This is a genomic window from Kineococcus gypseus (assembly GCF_050871305.1).
In the GTDB taxonomy this organism is placed as follows: domain Bacteria; phylum Actinomycetota; class Actinomycetes; order Actinomycetales; family Kineococcaceae; genus Kineococcus; species Kineococcus gypseus.
This window is the reverse complement of the sequence record NZ_JBJLRD010000032.1, coordinates 1-24,003: the sequence shown is the minus strand read 5'-3', so window position 1 is coordinate 24,003 and position 24,003 is coordinate 1. Positions and strand designations below refer to the sequence as shown.

Sequence of the window (24,003 nt, the reverse complement as noted above, 5' to 3'; positions counted from 1 at the left end):
GATGACCTTCGACACCCTCCTCGTCGCGAACCGCGGCGAGATCGCCCGGCGGGTCGTGCGCTCCGCGCGCGCCCTGGGCCTGCGCACAGTGGCGGTGTTCTCCGACGCCGACCGCGCCGCGCCGCACGTGCGCGAGGCGGACACCGCGGTGCGCCTGGGCCCGGCCCCGGCGCGCGAGTCGTACCTGCGCACCGACGCCCTGCTGGAGGCGGCGGCGGCCACCGGCGCCGGCGCGGTCCACCCCGGCTACGGGTTCCTCTCGGAGAACGTGGACTTCGCCCGGGCGTGCGAGGCGGCCGGGCTGGCGTTCGTCGGGCCGACGCCGGAGCAGATCACCGCCTTCGGCAGCAAGCACACCGCCCGCGAGCTGGCCACCGCCGCCGGCGTGCCGCTGCTGGCGGGCACCGGGCTGCTGGCCTCGGTGGACGAGGCCGTCGCCGCGGCCGAGGCCGTCGGCTTCCCCGTCATGCTCAAGGCCACCGGCGGCGGCGGCGGCATCGGCATGCAGGCGTGCGCGGACGCCGACGAGCTGCGCGGCGCCTACGACCGGGTGGTGCGCCTGGCGGGGGCGAACTTCTCCTCCGCCGGGGTGTTCCTGGAGCGGCTGGTGCGCCCGGCGCGGCACGTGGAGGTGCAGGTCTTCGGCGACGGCACCGGGCGCGTGGCCGTCATCGGCGACCGCGACTGCTCCCTGCAGCGGCGCAACCAGAAGGTCGTCGAGGAGGCCCCGGCGCCCGCCCTGCCCGCCGCCGTGCGCGAGCGCATCGCGCGCACCGCCGCCGAGCTGGCCGCCTCGGTGTCCTACCGCTCGGCCGGCACGGTGGAGTTCGTCTACGACCCGGTGCGCGAGGAGGCCGCGTTCCTGGAGGTCAACACCCGCCTGCAGGTGGAGCACCCGGTCACGGAGATGGCCTACGGCGTGGACCTCGTCGACCTCATGCTGCGCCTGGCGCGCGACGGCGCCGGCGCCGTCGACGACGTCTTCGCCCGCCGCTGGGAGGCGACCGGGGTGGCCGTGGAGGCCCGCGTGTACGCCGAGGACCCGGGCAGGGGGAACGCCCCGAGCACCGGGCTGGTCACCCGCGCGCGGTTCCCGGAGCTGTCCGGGGTGCGCGTGGACGGCTGGGTCGAGACCGGCCTGGAGGTCACCCCGCACTACGACCCCATGCTGGCGAAGGTCGTCGCCCTCGCCCCGGGGCGCGACGCCGCGCTGGACCTGCTCGGCGAGGCCCTGGCGGGCAGCCGCGTGGACGGGGTCGTGACGAACCTGGGTCTGCTGCGCTCGCTGGCGGCGGACCTGCCGCTGCGCACCGCGACGCACTCGACCTCCACGCTGGAGGTCACCGAGGACCCCGACCCGCGCATCGACGTCCTCGAGCCGGGCGCCATGACGACCGTGCAGGACCTGCCCGGGCGGCTGGGCCACTGGCAGGTCGGGGTGCCGCCCTCGGGCCCCTTCGACCCGCTCTCGCTGCGCGAGGCGAACCTGGCGGTGGGCAACCCCGTCGGCGCGCCCGGCCTGGAGGTCACCGCCACCGGCCCGACGCTGCGCTTCTCCACCGACAGCGTCGTGTGCGTCACCGGAGCGCTCGCCGAGGTCACCGTGGACGGCGCGGCCGTGCCGATGTGGGAGCCGGTGGAGGTCCCGGCGGGGTCGGTGCTGGCGATCGGCACGGCCGCCGGGCCCGGGCTGCGCCTGGCCCTGGCGGTGCGCGGCGGCATCGACGTGCCCGAGTACCTCGGCAGCGCCTCGACGTTCACCCTCGGCGGGTTCGGCGGGCACGGCGGGCGCGCGCTGCAGGCCGGCGACGTGCTGCGCCCCGGCGCGCCCGAGGGCCCGGGCTTCACCCGCACCGGCGGGCCCACCCCGCCCGAGCGGCGCCCGCAGCACACCTCCGCGTGGCGCGTGGCCGTCACCGAGGGCCCGCACGCGGCGCCGGAGTTCTTCACCCGCGCGGACCTCGACGAGTTCTACGCCACCGACTACGAGGTGCACCTGAACTCCGCGCGCACGGGGGTGCGGCTGATCGGCCCGCGCCCGCGCTGGGCGCGCGCCGACGGCGGCGAGGCGGGCCTGCACCCCTCGAACATCCACGACACCCCCTACGCCGTCGGCGCGATCGACTTCACCGGCGACACCCCGATCGTGCTGGGCCCGGACGGGCCCAGCCTGGGCGGTTTCGTGTGCCCGGCGGTCGTCGCCAGCGGCGACCTGTGGAAGGTGGGGCAGCTGCGCCCGGGCGACACCGTGCGCTTCGTGCCGGTGCGCGAGGCGCAGGCGGCCGATCCCGCGCCGGCGCTGGCGGCGGCCGCGGCCGGCGGTGCCCCGGTGGGCGGCGACGGCGACGACGGCGTGCTGGCCCGGCTGCCGCAGCGGCCCGGGCGCCCGCAGGTCACCTACCGCCGCGACGGCGACGACAACGTCCTCGTCGAGTACGGCGAGCAGGTCCTGGACCTGGGGCTGCGCATGCGCGTGCACGCCCTCATGGCGGCGCTGGAGGAGCACCGCCCTCGCGGCGTGCTGGACGTCACCCCCGGCATCCGCTCGCTGCAGGTGCACACCGACGCCTCGGTGCTGCGCGCCGGTGCGCTGGTCGGGCTGCTGCGCGAGCTGGAGGAGGAGCTGCCGGCGACCGGTGAGCTCGTCGTGCCCTCGCGCCGGGTGCGCCTGCCGCTGTCGTGGGACGACCCGGCGACGAAGCTGGCCATCGAGCGCTACGTCGCCGGCGTGCGCGCCGACGCGCCGTGGACGCCGTCGAACATCGAGTTCATCCGCCGCGTCAACGGCCTGGGGTCGGTCGAGGACGTGCGGCGCACGGTGTTCGACGCGCAGTACCTGGTGCTGGGGCTCGGCGACGTCTACCTCGGCGCGCCGGTGGCGACGCCGCTGGACCCGCGCCACCGCCTGGTGACCACCAAGTACAACCCGGCGCGCACGTGGACGGCGGAGAACTCCGTCGGCATCGGCGGGGCGTACCTGTGCGTCTACGGCATGGAGGGGCCCGGCGGCTACCAGTTCGTCGGGCGGACCGTGCAGGTGTGGAACCGCTTCCGCCGCGGCGGGCTGTTCCGCGAGGCGCCCTGGGCGCTGCGGTTCTTCGACCGCATCGAGTGGTACCCCGTCTCGGCGGAGGAGCTGCTGGAGCTGCGCGCGGAGACCGACGCCGGCCGCGGGGAGTTCGAGACCGAGGAGGGTGAGTTCTCCCTCGCCGAGCACGAGCGGTTCCTGGAGCGCGAGGCGGGCTCGATCGAGGCGTTCCGCGCCACGCAGGCCGCGGCGTTCGCGGCGGAGAAGGAGCGCTGGCACGCCTCGGGCGAGTTCGACGTCAAGCCCGAGCCGCCCGCACCGGCGCCGGCGGGGCCGGTGCGGGTGCCCGAGGGCGCGCTGGCAGTCACGGCGCCGTTCGGTGCGACGGTGTGGCAGGTCTCGGTCGGTGCCGGCGCGACGGTCGGCGACGGCGAGCGCGTGATGGCCCTGGAGGCGATGAAGATGGAGACGGCGATGACGGCCCCCGCGGCCGGGGAGGTGGTCGAGGTGTACGTGCGCCCCGGTGAGGCGGTCAGCGCCGGCCAGGTGCTCTTCGCGGTGCGCGCCGAGGGCGCCGGGGAGCTGGTCGCGTGAGCGCGCCCGGGGGTCCCGCGGTCGAGCGGCGGGTCCGCGACGCCTACGCGCGCCTGGCCGAGGTGGACCGCCCCGAGGTGTGGATCGCGCTGCGCCCGCAGGAGGAGGTGCTGGCCGAGGCGCGCGGGGTGGACCCCGCGCTGCCGCTGGCCGGGGTGCTGGTGGCGGTGAAGGACAACATCGACGTCGCCGGGCTGCCCACGACCGCCGGTGCGCCGTCGTTCTCGTACGAGCCGGCCGCGGACGCCACGGCCGTGGCGCGCCTGCGCGCGGCCGGCGCGCTGGTGCTGGGCAAGACGAACCTCGACCAGTTCGCCACCGGCCTGGTCGGCACCCGCAGCCCGCACGGGGCGGTGCGCAACGCCTTCGCGCCCGAGCGCATCTCCGGCGGTTCCAGCTCCGGCTCCGCTGTGGCCGTCGCCCTGGGCGTGGTCGACGTCGCGCTGGGCACGGACACCGCCGGTTCCGGCCGGGTGCCCGCGGCGCTGCAGGGGATCGTCGGGGTCAAGCCCACCCGCGGCCTGGTGCCCACCACGGGGGTGGTGCCCGCCTGCCGCAGCCTGGACTGCGTGAGCGTCTTCGCCCGCGAGCTGGGCCTGGCCCGGCGCACCGCGGAACTGCTGGAGGGCCCCGACGGGCTGGACCCGCTGGCGCGCACCGGCGCGCAGCCGCCCGCGCCGGCCGCGGCGCCGCGCGTGGCGGTGCCCACCGCCGAGCACCTGACCGGCCTGGCCGACGGCTGGGCGCAGGCGTTCGCGGCCGTGGTCGCCCGGCTGCGCGCCAGCGGGGCCGAGGTCGTCGAGGTGGACGTCGCCCCGCTGCTGCAGGCCGCGTCGCTGCTGTACGGCGGCGCGTTCGTCGCCGAGCGCACCGCCGCGGTGGGCGAGCACGTCGCCGCCCACCCCGAGCTGGTGGGCACCGGCCTGGACCCCGTGGTCGCCGCGATCGTGCGCGGCGGGGAGGCGTTCAGCGCCGTGGACGTCTTCCGCGACCAGCAGCGCCTGGCGGAGCTGGGCGCGGCCGGGCGCGCCGCGCTGGCCGGCACCGACGCGCTGCTGACCCCGACGACCACCTGGCACCCCACCCTGGCGCAGGTGGCCGCCGACCCGGTGGGCGCCAACGCGCGCATGGGCCGCTACACGAACTTCGCGAACCTGCTGGACATGGCCTCGCTGGCGGTGCCGGCCGGTCCGGTGGGCGGGCTGCCCTTCGGCGTCATGCTCACCGGCCCGGCGTTCAGCGACCGGGTCCTGGCGCAGCTCGCGCGGCGGCTGGCCGAGCCGGAGGTGGAGCTGTTCGTCGTGGGCGCGCACCTGTCCGGCCAGCCGCTGAACCACGAGCTCGTCGCGGCCGGCGCCACGCGCGTGGGCCCGGCGCGCACCGCCGCGCAGTACCGGCTGTTCGCGCTGGACACCGTCCCGCCCAAGCCGGGGCTGGTGCGCAGCACCGACGGCGAGAGCATCTCCGGGGAGGTGTGGCGCCTGCCGGCGGCCGGTTTCGGCGCCTTCGCCGCGGCGGTGCCGCAGCCGCTGAGCATCGGCGCGGCCGTGCTGGAGGACGGGCGCACCGTGCGCAGCTTCCTCGCCGAGCCCCTCGGCGTGCGCGGCGCGGAGGACGTCACCGCCCACGGGTCCTGGCCGGCGGCCCTGGCGGCGCGGGCCGCGCGCACCGAGCAGGCGGTGGCAGCATCGGCGCGGTGAGCGGCAACCGCGTCGGACGGCCCCGCGCCCGGGGCACCCAGGACCCCTCGCGCACGCCGCGGCAGGAGGTGCTCGACGCCGCCGCCGCCCTGTTCAACGAGCACGGGTACGCGGGCACCTCCACGCGCGCCATCGCCGACCGCGTCGGCATCCGGCAGGCCTCGCTCTACCACCACTTCGCGGGCAAGGACGAGATCCTGCTGGAGCTGCTGGACGCCTCGGTGCGCCCCACCCTGGACCTGGCCGGCGCGGTGCGCGCCGTCGCCGAGGGCCCGGCCGCGGCGCTGCACGCGCTGGCCGTCGTGGACGTGGGCACCCTGCGCACCGGGCCCCTGGGCGTGGGCACGCTCTACCTGACCCCGGAGGTGCGCCGGAACCCCGCCCTGGCGCCGTTCCGCGAGCACCGCGAGCAGCTGCGGGCCGTCTACGCCGAGCTGGCCGGGGCCGCCGCGCCGCCCGGGCACCCGGTGGCCGCCGAGGTGCTGGGCGCGGCCTGCCTGCACCTGGTGGAGATGGTCACCGAGCTGCCCGAGCGGCCCGGGCTGGGCGAGGAGGTCGCCCGCACCTGCCTGGGCGCGGTCGGCCTGGGCGCGCGCGCCGCCGAGGAGGGCGCGCGCGCCGGCCGGCGGGCGCTGGCCGCGCTGGCGTCCGGGCGCGGCGCCCTCAGCGCACGACCCTGAGGCCACCCGCGCCGCCGGGCGTTCTGCTGCGCCGACCCGGCCGCGGCTGACACGATCGAGCCGTGGTGGTGCCCCCCGACGCCGTCCGCGCGCTGGCCGGAGCCCTCCTGCACCACCCGGAGGACGCGCTGGTGGTCCTGGTGGCGCTGCGCGACGGCGACGGGCGGGTCGTGGACTTCCGCTACGAGCTGGCGAACGCCACCGCCGAGCGCAACGCGGGCCGGCCCCTGGCGGGCCGGCGCATGCTCGAGACCTGGTCGGAGGAGGACACCTCACTGTTCGAGCCAATGGTGCGGCTGCTGCGGGACGGCGGGGAGCTGAGCTTCGAGTACGAGGCGGCCCACGCCGGCGCCGACCCGGCCATCGCCGGCCGCACGTACTCCACCTACCTGCGGGCCGTGGGCACCGAGCGCGTCGTGCAGCAGTTCCGCGACGTCACCGCGCTGCGGCGGGCGCAGGACCTGCTGCACGTGCAGGCGCTGCACGACCCGCTCACCGGGCTGGCCAACCGCCGCCTCCTGCTCGACCGCCTGGAGCGGGCGCTGGCCCGGCTGGGGCGGCACCCCTCGACGCTGGCGGTGCTGTACTGCGACGTCGACCGCTTCAAGCTCATCAACGACACCTTCGGGCACGGGGTGGGCGACCAGCTCTTGCAGCACGTCGGCTCGGCCCTGCGCGCCGCGCTGCGCCCGGCGGACACGATCGCCCGCATCGGCGGCGACGAGTTCGTCGTCCTGTGCGAGGACCTGGAGCCGGGTTCGACCGGGCTGGACCTGGCCGAGCGCCTGCGCCTGGCCGTGCCGGAGCGCTGCCGCACCGCCGGCGGTGACGTCCACGTCGGGGTGTCGGTCGGGGTCACCACCGTCACCGAGCCGGTGGCCGTCGACCGCGCGCTGAGCGAGGCCGACGCCGCCCTGTTCGCCGCCAAGCAGGACGGGCGGCGGCAGTCGCGCTCGTTCACCGACGCCATGCGCGAGCAGGCCCTGCACCGCTACCGCACCGAGGCGGGCCTGGCGGTGGCCCTGGAGCGCGGCGAGTTCACGCTGCACCACCAGCCGAAGGTCGACCTCGCCTCGGGGCTCGTCAGCGGCGCGGAGGCGCTGCTGCGCTGGCAGCACCCCACGGACGGCCTGCTGCTGCCGGTCGCCTTCCTGGACGTCCTGGAGGAGAGCAGCGCCATCGTCGACGTGGGCGCCTGGGTGCTGCGCGAGGCGTGCGCGGAGGCCGTCCGCTGGCCGGAGCTGGGCAGCACCGCGGTCGTGCAGGTCAACCTCGCGGCCCGCCAGATCGCCTCCCGCGGCCTCGTCGAGCAGGTGCGCGCCGCCCTGCGCGGCAGCGGCCTGCCCGCGCACCGGCTGGAGCTGGAGATCACCGAGGGGCAGGTGCTGACCGACCTCGCCGGTGCCGTGCGGACCCTGGAGGAGCTGCGCGCCCTCGGCGTGCGCCTCGCGCTCGACGACTTCGGCAGCGGCTACTCCTCGCTGGCGTGGCTGCAGCGGCTGCCCGTCACCTCCCTGAAGCTGGACCGCGCCTTCCTGGCGGACCTGGGCGGCTCGCGCGACAACTCCGCGATCGTGGGCTCCGTCGTCGACCTCGGGCACGCGCTCGGCCTGCGGGTCGTCGGCGAGGGCGTCGAGGACCAGGCGCAGCTGGACGCCCTGCGCACGCTCGGCGTGGACGAGGCGCAGGGCTTCCACCTGGGCCGTCCCGTCCCGGCCGCCCGGTTCCGCCAGGGGCTGCGCCGGCGGGTGCGCCCCGGGTAGGCGCGGCCCGCGCGGGTGGTCGGGGTCGTGGCACCCGCCCGGGCCTACGGTGCTGGGCGTGCAGCTCCCCGCCTCCCCCGCCCCCGCCCGCGTGCTGGGCCTGGCGTGCTCCGCCGCCGGCGGGGTGGAGGACGTGCGCGAGCGCCTGGTCGAGCCCTTGCTCGCGGCGGGCTGGAGCGTCGTGGTGACCGCCACGCCCGCCGCGGCGGCGTGGCTGGCCGACCTGGGCGAGGACCGGCGCATCGCCGCGGCCACCGGCTACCCGCTGCGCAGCACCCCGCGCCTGCCGCGCGAGCCGCGCCCGCACCCGGACCCCCACTGCTGGGTGGTGGCGCCGGCCACGGCGGGCACGGTGGCCAAGCTGGCGCTGGGCATCGCCGACAACCAGGCCGTCACCCCCGTGTGCGAGGCGATCGGCGCGCGGGCGGTGCCGGTGGTGGTGCACCCGCGCGTGCGCGCCGGGCACCTCGGGCACCCGGCGTGGCCCGGGCACCTGGCGGCGCTGCGCTCGGCAGGGGTGCGCGTGGTGGAGGGCGAGCCGGACGGGGACGTCGCCTGGGACGCGGTGCTGCGCGAGGTCGAGGCGGTGGCACTCGGCGAGTGGACCGCAGGGCGCCCCGATCACCTCTCAAAAAATGTGCGATCTGATACTTTTTGACAATGCAGGTGTTCTGGTGGACCTGAGCGATCCGATGAGCGCCGTCATCCCCAGCCTCGAGGGGCAGGTGCTACGCGTCCTGGCCGGCACCTCCCACCCCCTGACGGCGTCGACCGTCGCCCGGCTGGTCTCCCGCGGGAGCGTCCCCGGGGTGCGCGTCGCGCTGCGCAGGCTCACCGAGGTGGGCACCGTGCTGCAGGACCAGGTCGGGCGGCAGTACGAGTACCGCGCCAACCGGGCGCACGCCGCCTGGCCGGCGATCCAGTCCGCCGTCGACTTCGCCGACGGCTTCAGCGCCAGCCTCGACGCCGAGATCGCTCGCCGGGTCACCGGGACGGCGGGGACCGGTGGGGTGACGTGCGCGGTCTTCGGCTCCACGGCACGGGGGACGGCGCGCGAGGACAGCGACGTCGACCTGGTGCTCGTCGTGCCGGACGACGCGCCCCCCGCGCTGGGCGAGGAGCTGAGCCGCCGCTTGACCGAGGACATCGCCTCGTTCACGGGCAACGCGGTCAACGTCCTGCTGCTCAGCACCGGCCAGCGCGACGAGATGGTGGCGCGCGACGACGGGCTGGTGAGGTCCTGGCACGCGGAGGCCCGGACCGTCCACGGCCCCGACCTGCTCCCCGCCCTCCGGAGGCGCTGACCCGTGCCCAAGCCCCTGCGCACCTGGTCCATGAGCCGCACCGACTGCCTCCAGCGGGCTGCCACCGCGCGTGAGCACCTCGCCGTCGCGCGCGAGCGCCTGGAGGTGGCGAACGCGGAACCCGGACCTTCGGAGATGGCGCAGGTGGCCGCGTCGAACGCCGTCCTGGCTGCCATCGCCGCAGCGGACGCCGTCTGCGGCAGCACGCTCGGCGAGTGCTCCGGGGAGCAGGACCACCGGACCGCGACCGCCCTGCTCAGACGGGTTCAGGGGGCCGACGAGCTGGTGGCGAAGCTGCAGCGGTTGCTGGCCGACAAGACGGCCCTGCAGTACGGCGGGTACTGCACCGACGCCGTGGCGAGAGCATCGGTGTCCCGGGCGGAGGCGCTGGTCCGAGCCCTCGACCAGCACGGGCTGTGAGCGGGGCCGGAGGACGACGAAGGCCCCGGTCCACCGGACCGGGGCCTCGCGCTGGGAGCGGGTGACGGGAATCGAACCCGCGCTATCAGCTTGGGAAGCTGAAGTTCTACCATTGAACTACACCCGCACGCCCCGGGGGGCTGCCGGGACGACACCACTGTAACGGACGCCGCGCGGTGGTCCAGCCCCTGCGCCCGCGAGCGCCCGGGCGGCGCCGGGCCGGGCGGTAGCGTGGGCGCCGTGCTGCTCTCCGACCGCGACATCCGCCGCGAGCTGGACGCCGGGCGCGTGGTGCTCGACCCGTACGAGCCGTCGATGGTGCAGCCCTCCAGCGTGGACGTGCGCATCGACCGCTTCTTCCGGCTCTTCGACAACCACAAGTACTCGGTGATCGACCCCGCCCAGGAGCAGCCGGAGCTGACGCGGCTGGTGGAGGTGGCGCCGGACGAGGCGTTCATCCTGCACCCGGGCGAGTTCGTGCTGGCCTCCACGTACGAGGTCGTCACGCTGCCCGACGACGTCTCCGCACGCCTGGAGGGCAAGTCCAGCCTGGGCCGGCTGGGGCTGCTGACGCACTCCACGGCCGGCTTCATCGACGCGGGCTTCTCCGGGCACGTGACGCTGGAGCTGTCCAACGTGGCGACGCTGCCGATCACGCTGTGGCCGGGCATGAAGATCGGGCAGCTGTGCTTCTTCCGGCTGTCCTCCCCCGCGGAGAACCCCTACGGCTCCAGCGCCTCCGGCTCGCGCTACCAGCACCAGCGCGGGCCCACGCCCAGCCGCTCGGCGGCCGGCTTCCACCGCACCCGCGTCTGAGGAGCCGGCGCCGGCGCGGCCGCGGGGGCCGGCGCGCACCCGTTCGGCCCAGCGCCGCGCGCCCCGCGCTACAGGTGGCGGCCCGGGCAGCCGTAGGAGATCGGGTGAGCAGCTCGCCGACCGGGACGGGGCGGCGCCCCGTGACGGCGCCGCGACCCCGCACCGACCCCTGCGCGGACCCGGGCGCGGACCCGGGCGCCGCGGCGGGCCTGGCCACCGTGCGGGTGGGCCGGCAGGGCATCTACGACGCCCAGCGCGCGCTGGTGGCCCACGAGCTGCTCTTCCGCGCCCACGGCGGCACCGGCTCGGGGCTGGAGGGCGCCGGCGCCGCCGAGCAGGACCACGCGACCTCGCAGGTCATCAGCGCCACCTTCGGCGACTTCGGCGTGGAGCAGATCGCCGGGGACAAGCCGCTGTTCCTCAACCTCACCCGCGGCTTCTTCACCGGTGAGCTGCCGGTGCCGTGCGCGCCGCACCAGGTGGTGCTGGAGCTGCTGGAGGACGTCGAGGTCGACGAGGAGGTCCTCGCGGGCCTGGACCGGCTGCGCGCGCGCGGCTACCGGGTGGCGGTGGACGACTTCGACGGCGAGGAGGCCCGCCTGCCGGCGGTGGAGCGCGCCGACTTCGTCAAGATCGACCTGGCGGCCACCGGCGAGCGCTTCGAGCGGGTCCTGGCGCTGGTGCGCTCGGTCAACCCCGAGGCGCTGGTGGTCGTCGAGCGCGTCGAGGACGACGCGGCGATCGCGCGCTGCGCGGCGGCCGGCTGCGACCTCTTCCAGGGCTACGGCCTGCAGCGGCCGGTGGTGCTGGAGTCGCTGAGCCTGACGCCCTCGCAGCTGGTGTGCCTGCGCCTGGTGCGGGCGCTGACCAGCAACGACACCCCCATCGGGGAGATCGAGCGGCTCGTCTCCTCCGACCCCGGGCTGAGCCTGCGGGTGCTGCGCACGGTCTCCTCGGCCGCCTACGGCACCCAGCAGGAGATCACCTCGCTGAGGCAGGCGATCGTGCTGCTGGGCCGGCGCCAGCTGTGCTCGTGGGTGGTCCTCATGTTGCTGGGCGGCGTGACGAGCGTGGACACCGAGACGCTGACGACGGTGCTGGCGCGCGCCGGGGCGTGCGCGCGCCTGGCGGCGGAGGAGTCGGACGTGGCGTACACCGTGGGCCTGCTGTCGGGGGTGTGCACCGTCCTGGGCATGGGCGAGGGCGAGCTGGTGGAGACCACCGGGGTGGGCCCGTCGGTGCGCGCGGCGCTGCTGCAGCACCGCGGCCCGGCCGGGCGGGCGCTGCGCGCGGTGCTGGCGCACGAGGCGGACGAGCCGCTGGCCGCCGACGCCGGGTGCACCCCGTACGAGGTCTCGCGCGCCTGGCTGGCCGGGCTGAGCACGGCCGTGCGCACCGTGGACGCGGTCCGCGAGGAGGGCTGAGCCCCCGCCCGGGCGGCCCGGGCGGCCCGGGCGGCCCGGGCGGACCGGCGCGCGAGGGGGTGCGTCGCCCGCCCGCCGGTCCTACCCTGACGCCGTGTCGGGGCGCGAGGGGAGCGACGGCGGCTGGGCCGAGCCCGAGGGGCCCCGCGACGCCGGCGAGGAGCGCGCCCTGCAGCTGGCGCACCGCGTCTTCGAGGCCGCGCGCCTCGGCCGCACCCGTGAGCTGTGCGGTTACCTCGACGCGGGCGTGCCGGTGGACGCCACCGACTCCGACGGCGACTGCCTGCTCATGCTGGCCGCCCACCACGGCCACGCCGCCACGCTGCGCGCGCTGCTGGAGCGCGGCGCCCACCCGGACAAGGTCGACGCCCGCGGGCGCACCCCCCTGGTGGCGGCCGTGTACGCCGGTCGCCGGGACCTGGTCGCGGCGCTGGTGACCGCCGACGCCGACCCCTACCTCGGCTCGCCGTGCGCGCTGGAGGTGGCGCGCTTCTTCGGGCGCGCGGAGGTCACCGAGCTGCTGGAGGTGCCCGCCGACGAGGTCGGGCCGGCCGGCGAGGAGGTCGGCGGGGAGGTCGGCGGGGAGGTCGGCGGGGAGGTCGGCGGGGAGGCCGGCGGGCTGGGCGGGCCCGGCGGGGCGGGCGGGCCCGGCGGGGCGGGCGGGCCCGGCGCACCGTGAGCCCGCCCGGGTGCGGGGGGCGCGTGCCGCGGCGGGCGCTGCCCTAGCCTGGCAGCCACCGGGCCGCACCCAGGCCCCGTACCGCGGGAGGCTGCGCAGGTGGTGGACCCGACCGGTGCGGTCCCCGGCAGCCGCCGGAAGCTGCTGCTGCACCCCGCGCAGGCCGTGGCGGTCGCGTTCGCGGCCGTCGTGGCGCTGGGCACCGCCCTGCTGTGGCTGCCGGTCTCGCGCCGCGGCCCCGGCGCCGCCGAGTTCGTCGACGCCCTCTTCACCGCCGTCAGCGCGCTGTGCGTGACCGGCCACGTCGTGGTCGACACCCGCGAGCACTGGTCGGCGTTCGGGCTGGTGGTCATCCTCGTGCTCGCCCAGGTCGGCGGCTTCGGGATCATGACGTCGGCCTCGCTGCTGGGGGTGTTCGCCTCCCGGCGGCTGGGGCTGCGCTCGCGGATGCTGACGGCCACGGAGTCGCGCGGGCTGGAGCTGGGCGACGTGCGCGCGGTGCTCCTGGGCGTCGTGCGGGTCTCGCTGCTGGTGGAGCTGGTCACGGCGGTCGCGCTGACCTCGCGCCTGCTCACCCGCTACGGCGCCTCCCCGGGCGAGGCGCTGTGGGAGGGCGGCTTCCTGGCGGTGTCCTCCTTCAACAACGCCGGTTTCGCCCTGCGCTCGGACAGCATGACCGACTTCGCCTCCGACCCGTGGATGTGCGTGCCCGTGATGGTGGCCGCCACCCTGGGCGGGCTGGGCTTCCCGGTGCTGCTGGAGCTGCGCCGGCAGTTCCGCCGGCCGCGGCAGTGGTCGCTGCACACGAAGCTGACGGTGGTCACCACGGCGGTGCTGCTGGTGTTCGGGTGGGTGTTCCTCACCCTCAACGAGTGGCGCAACCCGGCCACGCTGGGGGCGCTGGAGTGGTGGGCGCGCCCGCTGGCCGGGCTGTTCCAGACCACCGCCACCCGCAGCTCCGGCTTCAACACCGTGGACATCACGCAGATGAACGGCGGCTCGTGGCTCGTCATGGACGTGCTGATGTTCATCGGCGGCGGCTCGGCGAGCACCGCCGGCGGCATCAAGGTGACGACGTTCGCGCTGCTGCTGGTGGTCGTCTTCGCCGAGTTCCGCGGCGAGCGCAGCGTCACGGTCTTCGCCCGCACCGTCCCGGACCGCGTGTACCGGCAGGCGCTGGTGGTGGCGCTGGTCTCGCTGTCGGTCGTGGTGCTGGCCACGCTGGTCATCGTGGAGCTGACCCGGGCGCCGGTGGACCAGGTGCTCTTCGAGGTGGTCTCCTCCTTCGCCACCGTGGGGCTGTCCTGCGGGCTGCTGGTGCAGCTGCCGGACTCCTGCCAGGTGATCCTGGCGGTGCTGATGTTCCTGGGCCGGCTGGGTCCCATCACGCTGGGCGCCGCGCTCGCGCTGCGCGAGCGCGGCCGCTTGTACGAGTACCCCGAAGGGAGGCCGATCATTGGCTAGGAGGTCCGCGCTCTCGCGCCCGCGGTCGGTGGTGGTCATCGGCCTGGGGCGCTTCGGGCGCTCCCTGGCGCTGGAGCTCATGGAGGACGGCCAGGTCGACGTGCTGGGCATCGACAACGACCCCAAGCTCGTCGACGAGATGGCCGGGCACCTCACGCACGCGGTGGTGGCCGACTCCACCCGCGAGGAGGCGCTGCGCCAGCTGTCGGTGCACGAGTTCGACCGGGCCGTCGTCGGCATCGGCACGAACCTCGAGGCGAGCATCCTCACCGTCTCCACGCTGCTGCAGTTCGGCATCCGCAACGTGTGGGCCAAGGCGATCAGCGAGTCCCACGCGCGCATCCTCACCCAGCTCGGCGCGCACAAGGTGATCCGCCCCGAGCACGAGATGGGCATGCGGGTCGCGCACCTGGTGCGCGGGCGGATGCTGGACTACATCGAGTTCGAGGACGGCTTCGCCATGGCCAAGACGACGGCGCCGGCGCCGCTGGTGGGCCAGACGCTGGCCGGGGCGAAGCTGCGCAGCACCTACCGCGTCACGGTGGTGGCGCACCACCGCCCCGGCGAGGGCTTCACCTACGCCACCGCCGACACGGTGCTCTCCGCGAACGACGTCATCATCGTCTCGGGGCAGATCCGCGACGTGGAGGCCTTCAGCGCGCTGGCGTGAGCCGGCGGGCCCGCCGGCTCAGCGGTCCTCGCCGGCGTCGGCGACGTCCTCCTCCGGGCGCGGGGGTACGTCCTGGTCGGCCTCCAGCTCCGGCACGGGCACGTCCTCGTCCGGGCCGCGCCGGTCGACACCGACGAAGCGGCGCCGCTCGGGCTCACCGCGCTCGGCGCGGGTGAGGTCCACGAGGCGTCGGCGGTCCGGGCCGCGGCGGCGGTGCCCGGCGGGGTCGGTGTCCTCTGCGCTCACCGCCCCACCTCACCACGCTGCGCGCGCGCCTGCCACCTCCTCGTCACCGCGCCCGTCGGCGCCCCCGTCGGCGCTCCCGGGCGCGGCGCGCGCCCGCGCCGGTGCGGCAGGACGGTCGCCCGTGGCAGAGCTGGTGCTCTCCTCCGGGACGATGGACTGCGGGAAGTCTACCCTCGCCCTGCAGGTCGACCACGACCACCGGGTGCAGGGCCGGTGCGGGCTGCTGTTCACCCGCTTCGACCGCGCCGGCGAGGCCGTCACCTCCAGCCGGATCGGCCTGGCGCGCCCCGCGCTGGAGGTGGCCGAGGACACCGACCTGTGGCGGGAGGTCTCGCGCCGGCACGCCGAGCGGCCCGTGGACCAGGTGGTCGGCGACGAGGCGCAGTTCTGCCCCCCGAGCAGGTCGAGCAGCTCGCCCGCGTCGTCGGCGACCTCGCCCACCCCGAGGGCACCCTGGACGTCGGGCCGGTGGGCACCGTCGCCCACGAGGTGCTGTGCCGGCGCCACCACGTGCGCCGCCAGACCGCCGCGAACGGGACGGGCGCGGCGGGCGCCGCCGGTGCGGGGGCGCGCCTCAGCGCCGCGAGCGCACCAGCAGGGCCGCGCTGAGGACGGCGGCGCCGGCGGCCGCGCGGCCCAGGGCGCGCCGGTGCAGCAGCGCCCACACCTGCGGGCTGCGCGCCAGCGAGCGCTCGTCGAAGGGCCCGTGCGCGCCGTGGTCGCCGGGCACCGGCGCGTCGAGGTAGTCGCCGACCATCGCCTCGCGCGGCGCGTCGCTCTGCTGGCCGTCCACGCCCGTGCGGGCCAGGTACCGGTCCAGCAGCGGCGCCACGAGGCGGTTGCCGAGGATGGTGCCCGCGGTGGACTCCCCCACCCACGTGGTGCGCCGCGGGTGGTCCACGACGTGGCCGACGACGCGCGCGCACAGCTCCGGCTGGTAGATCGGCGCCACCGGCTGCGGGTGCATGGGCAGCGTCGAGCGCACCCACCCGAACTGCGTGGTGTTCATCCCCGGCATGTGCACCTGCGAGACCGTCACGGAGCTGCCCTCGTGCAGCAGCTCGGTGACCACGCTCTCGGTGAACCCGCGGATCGCGTGCTTGGCGCCGCAGTACGCCGACTGCAGCGGGATGCCGCGGTGCGCCAGCGCGGAGCCGACCTGCACGACGCGGCCGCGGTCGCGCGGGCGCATGCGCGCCAGCGCGGCGCGGGTGCCGTTGACGTAGCCGAAGTAGGTGGTGGCCGTGGCGCGGGCGTAGTCGTCGGGGTCGACGTCCCAGAACGGCGCGAAGACGCTGGCCATGGCGTTGTTGACCCACACCTCGACCGGGCCCAGCTCGGCCTCGACGCGGTCGGCGGCCGCCTCGACGGCGCGGTGGTCGCCCACGTCGCACACCACGCCCAGGCCGCGCCGGCCGGCGGCGGCGACGTCGGCCACGGCCCCGGCCAGCCCGTCGCGACCGCGCGCCAGGACCGCCACGTCCCAGCCGCGCCCGGCCAGCTCGCGCACGACCGCCCGGCCCAGCCCGGCCGAGCCGCCGGTGACGACCGCCACCCCGCGCTGCGACGGGGCGGCCCCCAGCGAGCGCAGCGCCTCGTCCGTCGTGCCCTCGGTGCCCACCGGTCCTCCTCGCGCAGCGGGCGCGGTGGCCCCGCGCCGGGTCCCCCCACCCTGGCCCACCGCGCCCGGACCCGCGCGCCGGTCGGCCCCACCGGTGCGCCCCCACCGGCCCGCGCCCGCCGGCCCGCGGGGTGCGCGCGGGACGGTGCGCGGCGAGGATGCCCGCATGGACGAGCACGACATCCACCAGCGCATCACCTCCCTCGTCGAGCGCGAGCACGCCCTGCGCGCGGCGCTCGCCGCGGGGGAGCTGTCCGCCCAGGAGGAGCACGCGGAGCTGCAGAGCGCCGAGCAGGAGCTGGACCGGCTGTGGGACCTGCTGCGCCAGCGCCAGGCGCGGCGCGAGGCGGGCCAGGACCCCGAGCAGGCCCAGGAGCGCCCCGTCAGCGAGGTGGAGAGCTACCGGCAGTAGGCCCGCCGGCCGCGCCGGCCGCGCCGAGGTCGACGTCCAGGCGCAGCAGCGCGGCGGCGGCCGGGTCGGTGCGCACCGGCACCCGCAGCGCGCGCCGGTGCAGGTGGCAGGCCGCGCCCGGCCCGCCGTCCGCGTCGCAGGTGGCCACGCGCACCTCCAGGTGCAGCACCCCCCCGCCGCCCGGTGCGCCGTCCAGCTCCAGCTCGCGGAGCAGGCCCGGCGCCGCCCCGGCACCGGTGCGCAGCAGGGACGCCGGCGCGGCGGCCACGTCCAGCACGGCCGCCGGGCCGCCCGAGGCGTCGAGCTCCTGGCCGTCCGGCGGGCGCACCGACACCTCCAGGCGCACCCGCCCCGGCGGCAGCGCCACCTCCGCCCGCTGCACGGCGCCGGGCTCGCGCAGCACCCGCGGCAGCGGCAGGCGCACCAGGCGGTGCGCGGCGGACTCGACCACGACGAGCGCGGGCCCGTCCGGCCCCGCGCCCGGCAGCACGAGCACGTCGGCGGGCTCGGCCAGGCCCTCGGCGAGGGTGGAGACCAGCCCGGTGGACGGGTCCAGGCGGCGCAGCGCCCCGTTGTAGGTGTCGGCCACCAGCACCGAGCCGTCCGGGGCCACCGCCACCCCCAGGGGGTGCTGCAGCAGCGCGCGCCGCTCCGGCGGGCCCTGCGCACCGGGGCCGTCGCGCAGGCCGAAGTCGAACAGGCCCGTCCCCACCGCGGTGGTGACCGCGTGCCCGGGGCGGGCGACGGGCTCCACGTTGGCCATCCGCTCGTCGCGCACCATCGGCACCGCGCGGTCCACCGGCCCGGTGCGGCACAGCGCCCGCAGCGCGGACGTCTCGGCGTCGACGAACCACGCCACCTCGCCGGTGCCGGTGCGCTGCACGGCCAGGCCCGAGGGCTGCGCCAGCCACGCCGACTCCGCCGGCCCGTCGCGCAGCCCCTCGGCGGTGGTGCCGGCCACGACGCGCACCACGGCGCGCGCGGGGTCGGCGGCCGGCTCGAACGCCCACAGCTGGTGGCTGCCGGCCATCGCCACGAGCACCTGCCCGTCGAACCACGCCACGTCCCACGGCGAGGACAGCTCCTGCTGCAGCGCCGGGCCGCCGCCGGAGCGCCGGCGCAGCTGGCGCCCGGTGCCGGCCACGGTGCGCACGTGCCCGTCGGCCAGGCGCACCCCGCGCAGGGCGTGCGCGCCGCGGTCGGCGACGACGACGTCGTAGCCCACCTCCGCGGCCACCCCCGGCGGCAGCAGCGCCAGGCCCTGCGGCTCGGTGAACCCGCCCAGCGCGCGCAGCGGGGTGGCGAGGTCGGCGGCCAGCTCGACCAGGCGCGCGTGGCCGCTGTCGGCCACCAGCACCGTGCCGCCGGGCAGGGCCAGCGCGCGCGAGGGGAAGCGGAGCACCCCGGGCGCGGGTTCGGGGACCGCGGCCGGGCCGGGGGCGGGGGCGGGCGCCGCGGCGGGCACGCCGCTCGGCCCGGCGGCGTCGCGCTCGCGCAGCAGGTCCGCGACGACGCCGGCGACCTCCTCGCCGTGCCCCTCGCCGGAGAACGTCGCCGCGACGTACCCGTCGGGGGTGAGGACGACGAGGGTGGGCCAGGCGCGCACCGCGAACGCCGACCAGGTGCGCAGCTCCGCGTCGTCGAGGACGGGGTGGTCCAGGCCCAGGCGGGCGACGGCGGTCTCCACCGCACCCGGCGCCGCCTCGTGCGGGAACTTCGGCGAGTGCACCCCCACCACGGCCAGCTCCCCGCCGAACCGCTCGCCCAGCGCGCGCAGCTCGGGCAGCACGTGCACGCAGTTCACGCAGGAGCCCGTGAAGAAGTCCAGCAGCACCACGCGCCCGCGCAGGTCGGGAGCGCCCCCGCCGGTGCCCAGCCAGCGCCGGCCGGACAGCCGGGGGGCGCGCACGCGGGCGCGGCGCGGCGGGACGGGCGCGGGCACCGGCCCAGTGTGGTCGCCGCGCGCGCACCCCGCACCCCGCACCCCGCACCCCGCACCCCGCACCCCGCACCGCGGCAGGGCCCCGCGGGGTTCCTCCCCGTGGGGTTCCTCCCCGTGGGGTTCCTCCCCGTGGGGTTTCTCCCCGCGGGAGATGTCCCCCGGGGAGAAACCCCTCCCGCCGGCCGGGCGGCGGGCCGAGGGTGGTGGCACGGGGGCGACCCCCGGCCACCGGCACCCAGGAGGAGAGCGATGACCACCACCCCCGTCGCGACGGGAGCGTTCGACGACCAGCTCGCGCAACGGCTGCTGTTCCAGCGCATCGTCGTCCTCGGCCAGGAGGTCGACGACGAGGTGGCGAACCGGGTGTGCGCGCAGCTGCTGCTGCTGTCCGCCGACGACCCGCGCAGCGACGTCGCGCTGTACGTGAACTCCCCCGGCGGTTCCATCAGCGCCGGGCTGGCCATCTACGACACGATGCGACTGATCCCCAACGACGTGGCCACCCTCGTGATGGGCATGGCCGCGAGCATGGGGCAGTTCCTGCTGTGCGCGGGCACGGCCGGCAAGCGGTTCGCGCTGCCGCACGCGCGGGTGATGATGCACCAGCCCTCCGGCGGGATCGGCGGCACCGCGGCCGACATCGCCATCCAGGCCGAGAACCTCGCGCACACCAAGGCCACCATGCAGCGCCTGATCGCCGAGCACACCGGGCAGGACGTGGCGACGATCGAACGCGACTCCCAGCGCGACCGCTGGTTCACCGCCGAGCAGGCGCGCGAGTACGGCATGGTCGACCGCGTCGTGCAGCGGGTGGACGACGTGCGCCTGGGCGCGGGGCGGAAGGTGGGGCTGTGAGCACCCTCGTCCCGTACGTCACCGAGACCACCCCGCGCGGGGAGCGCACCTCGGACGTCTTCAGCCGGCTGCTGTCCGAGCGCATCGTGTTCGTCGGCGGGGAGATCGACGACGCGGTCGCCAACGTCGTCATCGCGCAGCTGCTGCACCTGGCCTCGGAGGACCCGGCCGCGGACGTGAGCGTGTACGTGAACTCCCCCGGCGGCTCGGCCACCGCGCTCATGGCGGTTTACGACACGATGCAGTTCGTGCAGCCGGACGTCGCCACGTTCTGCGTGGGGCAGGCCGCCTCCGCCGCGGCGGTGCTCCTGGCCGCCGGCGCGCCGGGCAAGCGCTCGGTGCTGGAGCACTCGCGGGTGCTGCTGCACCAGCCCTCCGGCGGCGGGCGCGGCACGGCCGCGGACCTGGAGATCCAGGCGCGCGAGGTGCTGCGGCTGCGCTCGGAGATCGAGCAGGTCCTCTCCCGGCACACCGGCCACTCCGTCGAGCGCCTGCGCGCGGACCTCGACCGCGACCTGGTGCTGCCCGCCGCGGAGGCGGTGCGCTACGGCGTGGCCGACCGGGTCATCTCCCCGGCGGCCCTGCCCGCCCACGCCTGACCCCGCCCCCGACCCGACCGCCGCCCCCGCCCCGACCGCCGCCCCCTCGCGGGGGCGGCGACGGCGGCGGAGACGACGGCGGCGGGGGTCAGGCGACGAGCGAGAGGTGCACCGTCGCCGGGGCGGAGGAGACGACGGGGGCGGGCGCGGTGGCGCCGGCCGCGGGGGCGGAGGTCAGCTCCAGCGGCTCGCCGGCGGCGCGGCGCAGCAGCTCGGCCAGCGGCAGCCGCAGGGCGGCGCAGATGGCGGCCACGACCTCCGAGGACGGTTCCTTGCCGCCGCGCTCGACCTGCGACAGGTGCGGCAGGGACACCCCGGAGGCGGCCGCCACGTCGGCCAGGGTGCGCCCCTGCGCGGTGCGCTCCTCGCGCAGCACCGAGCCGACCAGCTCGCGCAGCAGCGGCGCGCGCACGCGCGGGCGCAGCGGGACCGGTGTCGGGGCGGCACTGCTCACGGCGACCTCCAGCGTCGGGGTCCTGCTGACGCTAGCGCCTCGGGCGCGGGCGCGGCGGGGCCGTCCGCTGTGGGCGGACGGCCCTGCCAGGGCGCCCGGACGGGGCCGCCCGGGCCGCGGCTCAGCCGTGCGACTCGAAGGCGGTGGCCATGCGCACCTGCTCGTCCAGGACCGCGCCGATGCGCGCCTGCACCGCGTCGAGCTCGCGGACGATCGCCGCGGTGCTCTCGATGCCGGTGCTCACCTGCTCGCTGGAGGCCTGGATCCCGGCGATCTGCTGCGCCACGCGCTGCGTGGCGTCGGCGGTCTCGCGGGCCAGGTCCTTGACCTCGCTGGCCACGACGGCGAAGCCGCGGCCCAGCTCGCCGGCGCGGGCGGCCTCGATGGTGGCGTTCAGCGCCAGCAGGTTCGTCTGGTCCGCGATCCCGGAGATGATCTTGATGACCTCGCCGACGGCCTGGGACGCCTGCACCAGCGCCTGCACCTCACCGGTCAGCGCCGAGGCCTGCCCGGCGGCGGAGTCGCCCACGCGCCCGGCGTCCAGGACCGCGTCGCGCAGCCGCGAGACGGTGTCGAGCAGCTCGCGGGAGTTGCGCGCGTCGGCCTCGGAGCGGTGCAGGACGTCCAGGCGCTGGGAGACCAGCTGGGCCACGTTGCGCAGCGCCTCGCGGCGCGAGTCGGACAGCTCCACGTACTCGGTGACGAAGAAGTCCATGGTGCCCACGACCTGGCCGCCGACCAGGATCGGGAAGCACACGCCGGACTTGACGCCGGCGCGCTGCGCCGCGGGGCGGCGCACGCAGTCGGTGACCTCGGCCAGGTCGCGCACGAACACCAGGTCGCGGGTGCGCCAGGCGCGCCCGGACAGCCCGACGCCCTCGGCGAAGGAGGCGGCCAGCGTCACGCGGCGGAACTCCTCGCCGGCCGTGCCGGACTCCACGGAGAACTTCAGGGTGCGGTCGGTCTCGTCCAGCGCCCAGAACGAGCCGTACGCCCAGCCGAACGCCCGGCGCACGGTGTCCAGGGCGATGCGCAGCGCCTGCTCGGGGGTGCGCCCGTCGTTCAGGGCGGTGACGACGGTGGTGACGGCCTCGCGGTCGGCCAGGGTCTCGGCCAGCGCGGCGCGGGCGCGCACGGACGAGCGGGCGCTGGTCATGACGCGGGAGATGGCCAGCCACTTCTCGCGGCGCTGGCCGAAGAACGGCAGCGGGGCGGAGTGGTAGTACTCCACCAGCGCGGTGACCTTCCCGTCGTCGACGAAGGGGAAGAGCGCGCCCTCGACGGCGCCGCCGGCCTGCGCGTCGCTCCAGCGCCGGCAGTCCACGCCGCGCGAGTCCGGGGTGACGTGCACGTGGGTGCGCTCGGCGATCGCCTTGCCGCCCCAGCCGTCGCCGGGGCCGACGGCCACGCCGCGCGAGGGCGCCAGCGCGGCCGTGCCGCGGCCGAACTCCTCGGCGACCGTGAACCTGCCGTCCGGGCCCGGCCGCCACACGGCGCCGTAGTCCAGGTCGAAGGTCTCGACGATGGTGCGCACGGTCGCGCGGTGCACCTCCGCCTCGGTGGTGGCGCCCTCGAAGGCCGCCAGCACCGCCTCGAGGGCCTCCACGTCGCGGGGCGCGGCGTCGTCGCCGGCCGGCGCGGGCTGGTGCTTGCTGCGTCCGAACACGTCCCCTCCGGGGGATGTCGAGCGGGCGCCGTCGGGCGCGCCGCTGCGCGGGTGCGTCCCTCCACCATCGGCACGCCGCGCCCGCACCTTGACCCCGCGCACCGGGCGCGCACCGGTGCCCGCCCCCGACCCCGCGCCCCGGGCGCCGGCGGGGGCGCTGCGCCAGACTGGGCCGGTGCCCCGACCCCGCGCACCGCACCGCCGGCGCGACCCCCGCCGCCCGCTGGCCGCGGCCCTGCTGGGCCTGGGCCTGCTGGGCGCCGCCACCGCGACGGGCGCGCCGGCGCACGCCGAACCGCCGTCCCGGCTGGCCGGCCAGGTCACCGACCGCGTCGGCGCCCTGGGCGGGCAGGCCCGCGTGGACGCGGCCCTGCGGGAGCTGCGCGCCGGGCACGGCGTGCAGCTGTGGGTGGTGCTCACCGACTCCTTCGACGGCGCCGACCCGCAGCGGTGGGCCGACACCACGGCGCAGCTCAGCGGCCTGGGCGTCGACGACGTGCTGCTCGCGGTGGCCACGCAGGAGCGCGCCTACGCCTACTCCGTCGACGCCTCCAGCCGGCTGAGCGACGCCGACCTGGACGAGGTGGCGCGCGCGACCGAGGAGCGGCTGGCCCGGGACGACTGGCCCGGCGCCGTGGTCACCGGCGCCGGGGCGATCGGCGACGCCCTGGGCGGCGGGTTCCCGTGGGGGGTGGCCGCCGCGGGCGGGCTCGTGGCCGTCGGCGGCGGCGCCGGGGTGCTGTGGGCGCTGCGCCGCGGCCGCTCCGGCGCGGCGCGGGGCCCGGCGGGCGGGCCCGCGGGCCCGGCGGCGGGCGAGTTCGCCGGCACGAGCACCGCGGACCTGCAGCGGCTGGCGGACGCGCTGCTGGTGCGCGCCGACGACGCGGTGCGCTCCAGCGCCGAGGAGCTCGGCTTCGCGGCCGCGGAGTTCGGCGAGCAGCGCACCGCCGCGTTCGCGCAGGTGCTGCAGCGGGCGCGGGAGGCGCTGACGGCGGCCTTCAGCGCCCGGCAGTCCCTCGACGACGCCGAGCCCGAGAGCGAGCAGCGCCGCCGCGAGGTGCTCACCGGGATCGTGGCGGACTGCCGCCGGGTGGACGAAACCCTCGACGCGGCCTCCGACGAGGTCGACGCGCTGCGCGACCTGGTGCGCCGCGCACCGGAGGTGCTGGCCGGCGTGGAGGAGCGCCTGCCCGCGCTGCGCGCGCGCGTGGAGCCGGCGCGGGCGCGGCTTCAGGCGCTGCGCGCGGAGTTCGGCGCGCAGGCGCTGGCGGCGGTGCAGGACGCGCCGGAGCAGGCGGGCGAGCGGCTGGAGCTGGCGCAGCGCTCGGTGGCCGCCGCGCGCGCAGCGCTGGGCGACCCGGCCCGCGCCGGTGAGGTGGCCGACGCGGTGCGCACCGCGCAGGGCGCGCCCGCGCAGGCCGAGCAGCTGCTGGACTCGGTGGAGCGCACCGGCACCGACCTGCGCCGGGCGGTGCAGGAGCTGCCGGTGGCGCTGGCGCGGCTGCGGGCGGCGGCGGACGCGCCGGTGCCCCGGGGCACCGGGCCCGAGCTGGCCGGCGCGGCCGCCGCCGCGGGGGCCGGGGGGGGCGGCGCGGCGGCGCCGGCCGGCGCGGCCCCGCGCCGCGCGCGGCACCCCGTCGTGGTGGCCCAGCGGGGCCTTGAAGCG

21 protein-coding genes and 1 tRNA gene are annotated in these 24,003 nt (G+C 77.4%); 16 read left to right on the top strand and 6 right to left on the bottom strand.

Going from position 1 to position 24,003, the window contains the following annotated elements:
- The first annotated feature begins 1 nt into the window (after position 1).
- From uca to ACRYMN_RS13150, 7 genes are all read left to right on the top strand, one after another.
- Positions 2-3,622: an urea carboxylase gene (uca, locus tag ACRYMN_RS13180; RefSeq protein WP_432495792.1), complete on the top strand. Its 3,621-nt coding sequence runs from the start codon at positions 2-4 to the stop codon at positions 3,620-3,622.
- Positions 3,619-5,322, top strand: coding sequence for an allophanate hydrolase (gene atzF / locus ACRYMN_RS13175; protein WP_432495789.1), 1,704 nt, complete (start codon positions 3,619-3,621; stop codon positions 5,320-5,322). The genes uca and atzF overlap by 4 nt, the downstream gene beginning before the upstream one ends.
- Complete coding sequence (locus ACRYMN_RS13170; RefSeq protein ID WP_432495786.1) at positions 5,319-6,002, top strand: TetR/AcrR family transcriptional regulator; 684 nt, start codon at positions 5,319-5,321, stop codon at positions 6,000-6,002. The genes atzF and ACRYMN_RS13170 overlap by 4 nt, the downstream gene beginning before the upstream one ends.
- A gap of 62 nt (positions 6,003-6,064) precedes the next feature.
- Positions 6,065-7,765 carry a putative bifunctional diguanylate cyclase/phosphodiesterase gene (locus ACRYMN_RS13165; protein ID WP_432495784.1) on the top strand — a complete coding sequence of 567 codons (1,701 nt, stop codon included), beginning with the start codon at positions 6,065-6,067 and terminating at the stop codon, positions 7,763-7,765.
- A 58-nt stretch (positions 7,766-7,823) separates the two neighbouring features.
- On the top strand, positions 7,824-8,423 hold the full coding sequence (locus ACRYMN_RS13160; RefSeq protein WP_432495782.1) for a flavoprotein: 600 nt from the start codon (positions 7,824-7,826) through the stop codon (positions 8,421-8,423).
- A gap of 16 nt (positions 8,424-8,439) precedes the next feature.
- Positions 8,440-9,069 (top strand): nucleotidyltransferase domain-containing protein, encoded by a 630-nt coding sequence (locus ACRYMN_RS13155; RefSeq protein WP_432495780.1) that lies wholly within the window; start codon positions 8,440-8,442, stop codon positions 9,067-9,069.
- 3 nt (positions 9,070-9,072) lie between these two features.
- Positions 9,073-9,489, top strand: a complete 417-nt coding sequence (locus tag ACRYMN_RS13150) for a hypothetical protein (protein ID WP_432495778.1) — start codon at positions 9,073-9,075, stop codon at positions 9,487-9,489.
- 56 nt (positions 9,490-9,545) lie between these two features.
- On the opposite strand, the gene ACRYMN_RS13145 is transcribed toward ACRYMN_RS13150, so the two are convergent.
- Positions 9,546-9,616 (bottom strand) — tRNA-Gly (locus tag ACRYMN_RS13145).
- Between the two features lie 113 nt (positions 9,617-9,729).
- On the opposite strand from ACRYMN_RS13145, the gene dcd reads away from it, so the two are divergent.
- The 5 genes from dcd to ACRYMN_RS13120 all read left to right on the top strand — a co-directional run bounded on the left by dcd (position 9,730) and on the right by ACRYMN_RS13120 (position 14,542).
- Positions 9,730-10,305, top strand: a complete 576-nt coding sequence (gene dcd / locus ACRYMN_RS13140) for a dCTP deaminase (RefSeq protein ID WP_432495776.1) — start codon at positions 9,730-9,732, stop codon at positions 10,303-10,305.
- A gap of 104 nt (positions 10,306-10,409) precedes the next feature.
- On the top strand, positions 10,410-11,729 hold the full coding sequence (locus ACRYMN_RS13135; RefSeq protein ID WP_432495773.1) for an EAL and HDOD domain-containing protein: 1,320 nt from the start codon (positions 10,410-10,412) through the stop codon (positions 11,727-11,729).
- 94 nt (positions 11,730-11,823) lie between these two features.
- Positions 11,824-12,408, top strand: a complete 585-nt coding sequence (locus ACRYMN_RS13130; protein ID WP_432495771.1) for an ankyrin repeat domain-containing protein — start codon at positions 11,824-11,826, stop codon at positions 12,406-12,408.
- A gap of 99 nt (positions 12,409-12,507) precedes the next feature.
- Positions 12,508-13,872, top strand: coding sequence for a TrkH family potassium uptake protein (locus tag ACRYMN_RS13125; RefSeq protein ID WP_432495769.1), 1,365 nt, complete (start codon positions 12,508-12,510; stop codon positions 13,870-13,872).
- A complete protein-coding gene (locus tag ACRYMN_RS13120; RefSeq protein ID WP_432495767.1) occupies positions 13,865-14,542 on the top strand; it encodes a potassium channel family protein in 678 nt (225 codons plus the stop codon). The genes ACRYMN_RS13125 and ACRYMN_RS13120 overlap by 8 nt, the downstream gene beginning before the upstream one ends.
- A gap of 18 nt (positions 14,543-14,560) precedes the next feature.
- On the opposite strand, the gene ACRYMN_RS13115 is transcribed toward ACRYMN_RS13120, so the two are convergent.
- Entirely contained in the window at positions 14,561-14,788 is a 228-nt protein-coding gene (locus tag ACRYMN_RS13115; RefSeq protein ID WP_432495764.1) for a hypothetical protein, read from the bottom strand.
- Between the two features lie 574 nt (positions 14,789-15,362).
- Positions 15,363-16,379 carry an SDR family oxidoreductase gene (locus ACRYMN_RS13110; RefSeq protein ID WP_432495850.1) on the bottom strand — a complete coding sequence of 339 codons (1,017 nt, stop codon included), beginning with the start codon at positions 16,377-16,379 and terminating at the stop codon, positions 15,363-15,365.
- Between the two features lie 196 nt (positions 16,380-16,575).
- Between ACRYMN_RS13110 and ACRYMN_RS13105 the strand changes: the two genes are divergently transcribed.
- Positions 16,576-16,821, top strand: a complete 246-nt coding sequence (locus tag ACRYMN_RS13105; RefSeq protein WP_432495762.1) for a DUF2630 family protein — start codon at positions 16,576-16,578, stop codon at positions 16,819-16,821.
- On the opposite strand, the gene ACRYMN_RS13100 is transcribed toward ACRYMN_RS13105, so the two are convergent.
- Positions 16,793-18,763, bottom strand: a complete 1,971-nt coding sequence (locus tag ACRYMN_RS13100; RefSeq protein ID WP_432495759.1) for a thioredoxin-like domain-containing protein — start codon at positions 18,761-18,763, stop codon at positions 16,793-16,795. The genes ACRYMN_RS13105 and ACRYMN_RS13100 overlap by 29 nt on opposite strands.
- Before the next feature lie 249 nt (positions 18,764-19,012).
- Here ACRYMN_RS13100 and ACRYMN_RS13095 point away from each other — a divergent pair, with 249 nt between their 5' ends.
- Together ACRYMN_RS13095 and ACRYMN_RS13090 are read left to right on the top strand one after the other, a co-directional pair.
- Positions 19,013-19,618, top strand: a complete 606-nt coding sequence (locus tag ACRYMN_RS13095; protein WP_432495757.1) for a ClpP family protease — start codon at positions 19,013-19,015, stop codon at positions 19,616-19,618.
- A complete protein-coding gene (locus ACRYMN_RS13090; RefSeq protein WP_432495754.1) occupies positions 19,615-20,217 on the top strand; it encodes a ClpP family protease in 603 nt (200 codons plus the stop codon). Before ACRYMN_RS13095 ends, ACRYMN_RS13090 begins: the two co-directional genes overlap by 4 nt.
- Before the next feature lie 88 nt (positions 20,218-20,305).
- Here ACRYMN_RS13090 and ACRYMN_RS13085 read toward each other — a convergent pair whose 3' ends face one another.
- Both ACRYMN_RS13085 and ACRYMN_RS13080 read right to left on the bottom strand, forming a co-directional pair.
- Positions 20,306-20,671 carry a helix-turn-helix domain-containing protein gene (locus ACRYMN_RS13085; protein WP_432495752.1) on the bottom strand — a complete coding sequence of 122 codons (366 nt, stop codon included), beginning with the start codon at positions 20,669-20,671 and terminating at the stop codon, positions 20,306-20,308.
- 121 nt (positions 20,672-20,792) lie between these two features.
- Positions 20,793-22,337, bottom strand: coding sequence for a methyl-accepting chemotaxis protein (locus ACRYMN_RS13080; protein ID WP_432495749.1), 1,545 nt, complete (start codon positions 22,335-22,337; stop codon positions 20,793-20,795).
- Positions 22,338-22,512: 175 nt separating this feature from the next.
- On the opposite strand from ACRYMN_RS13080, the gene ACRYMN_RS13075 reads away from it, so the two are divergent.
- Positions 22,513-24,003: TPM domain-containing protein (locus ACRYMN_RS13075; protein WP_432495747.1), on the top strand; the 1,491-nt coding region annotated here is incomplete at its 3' end.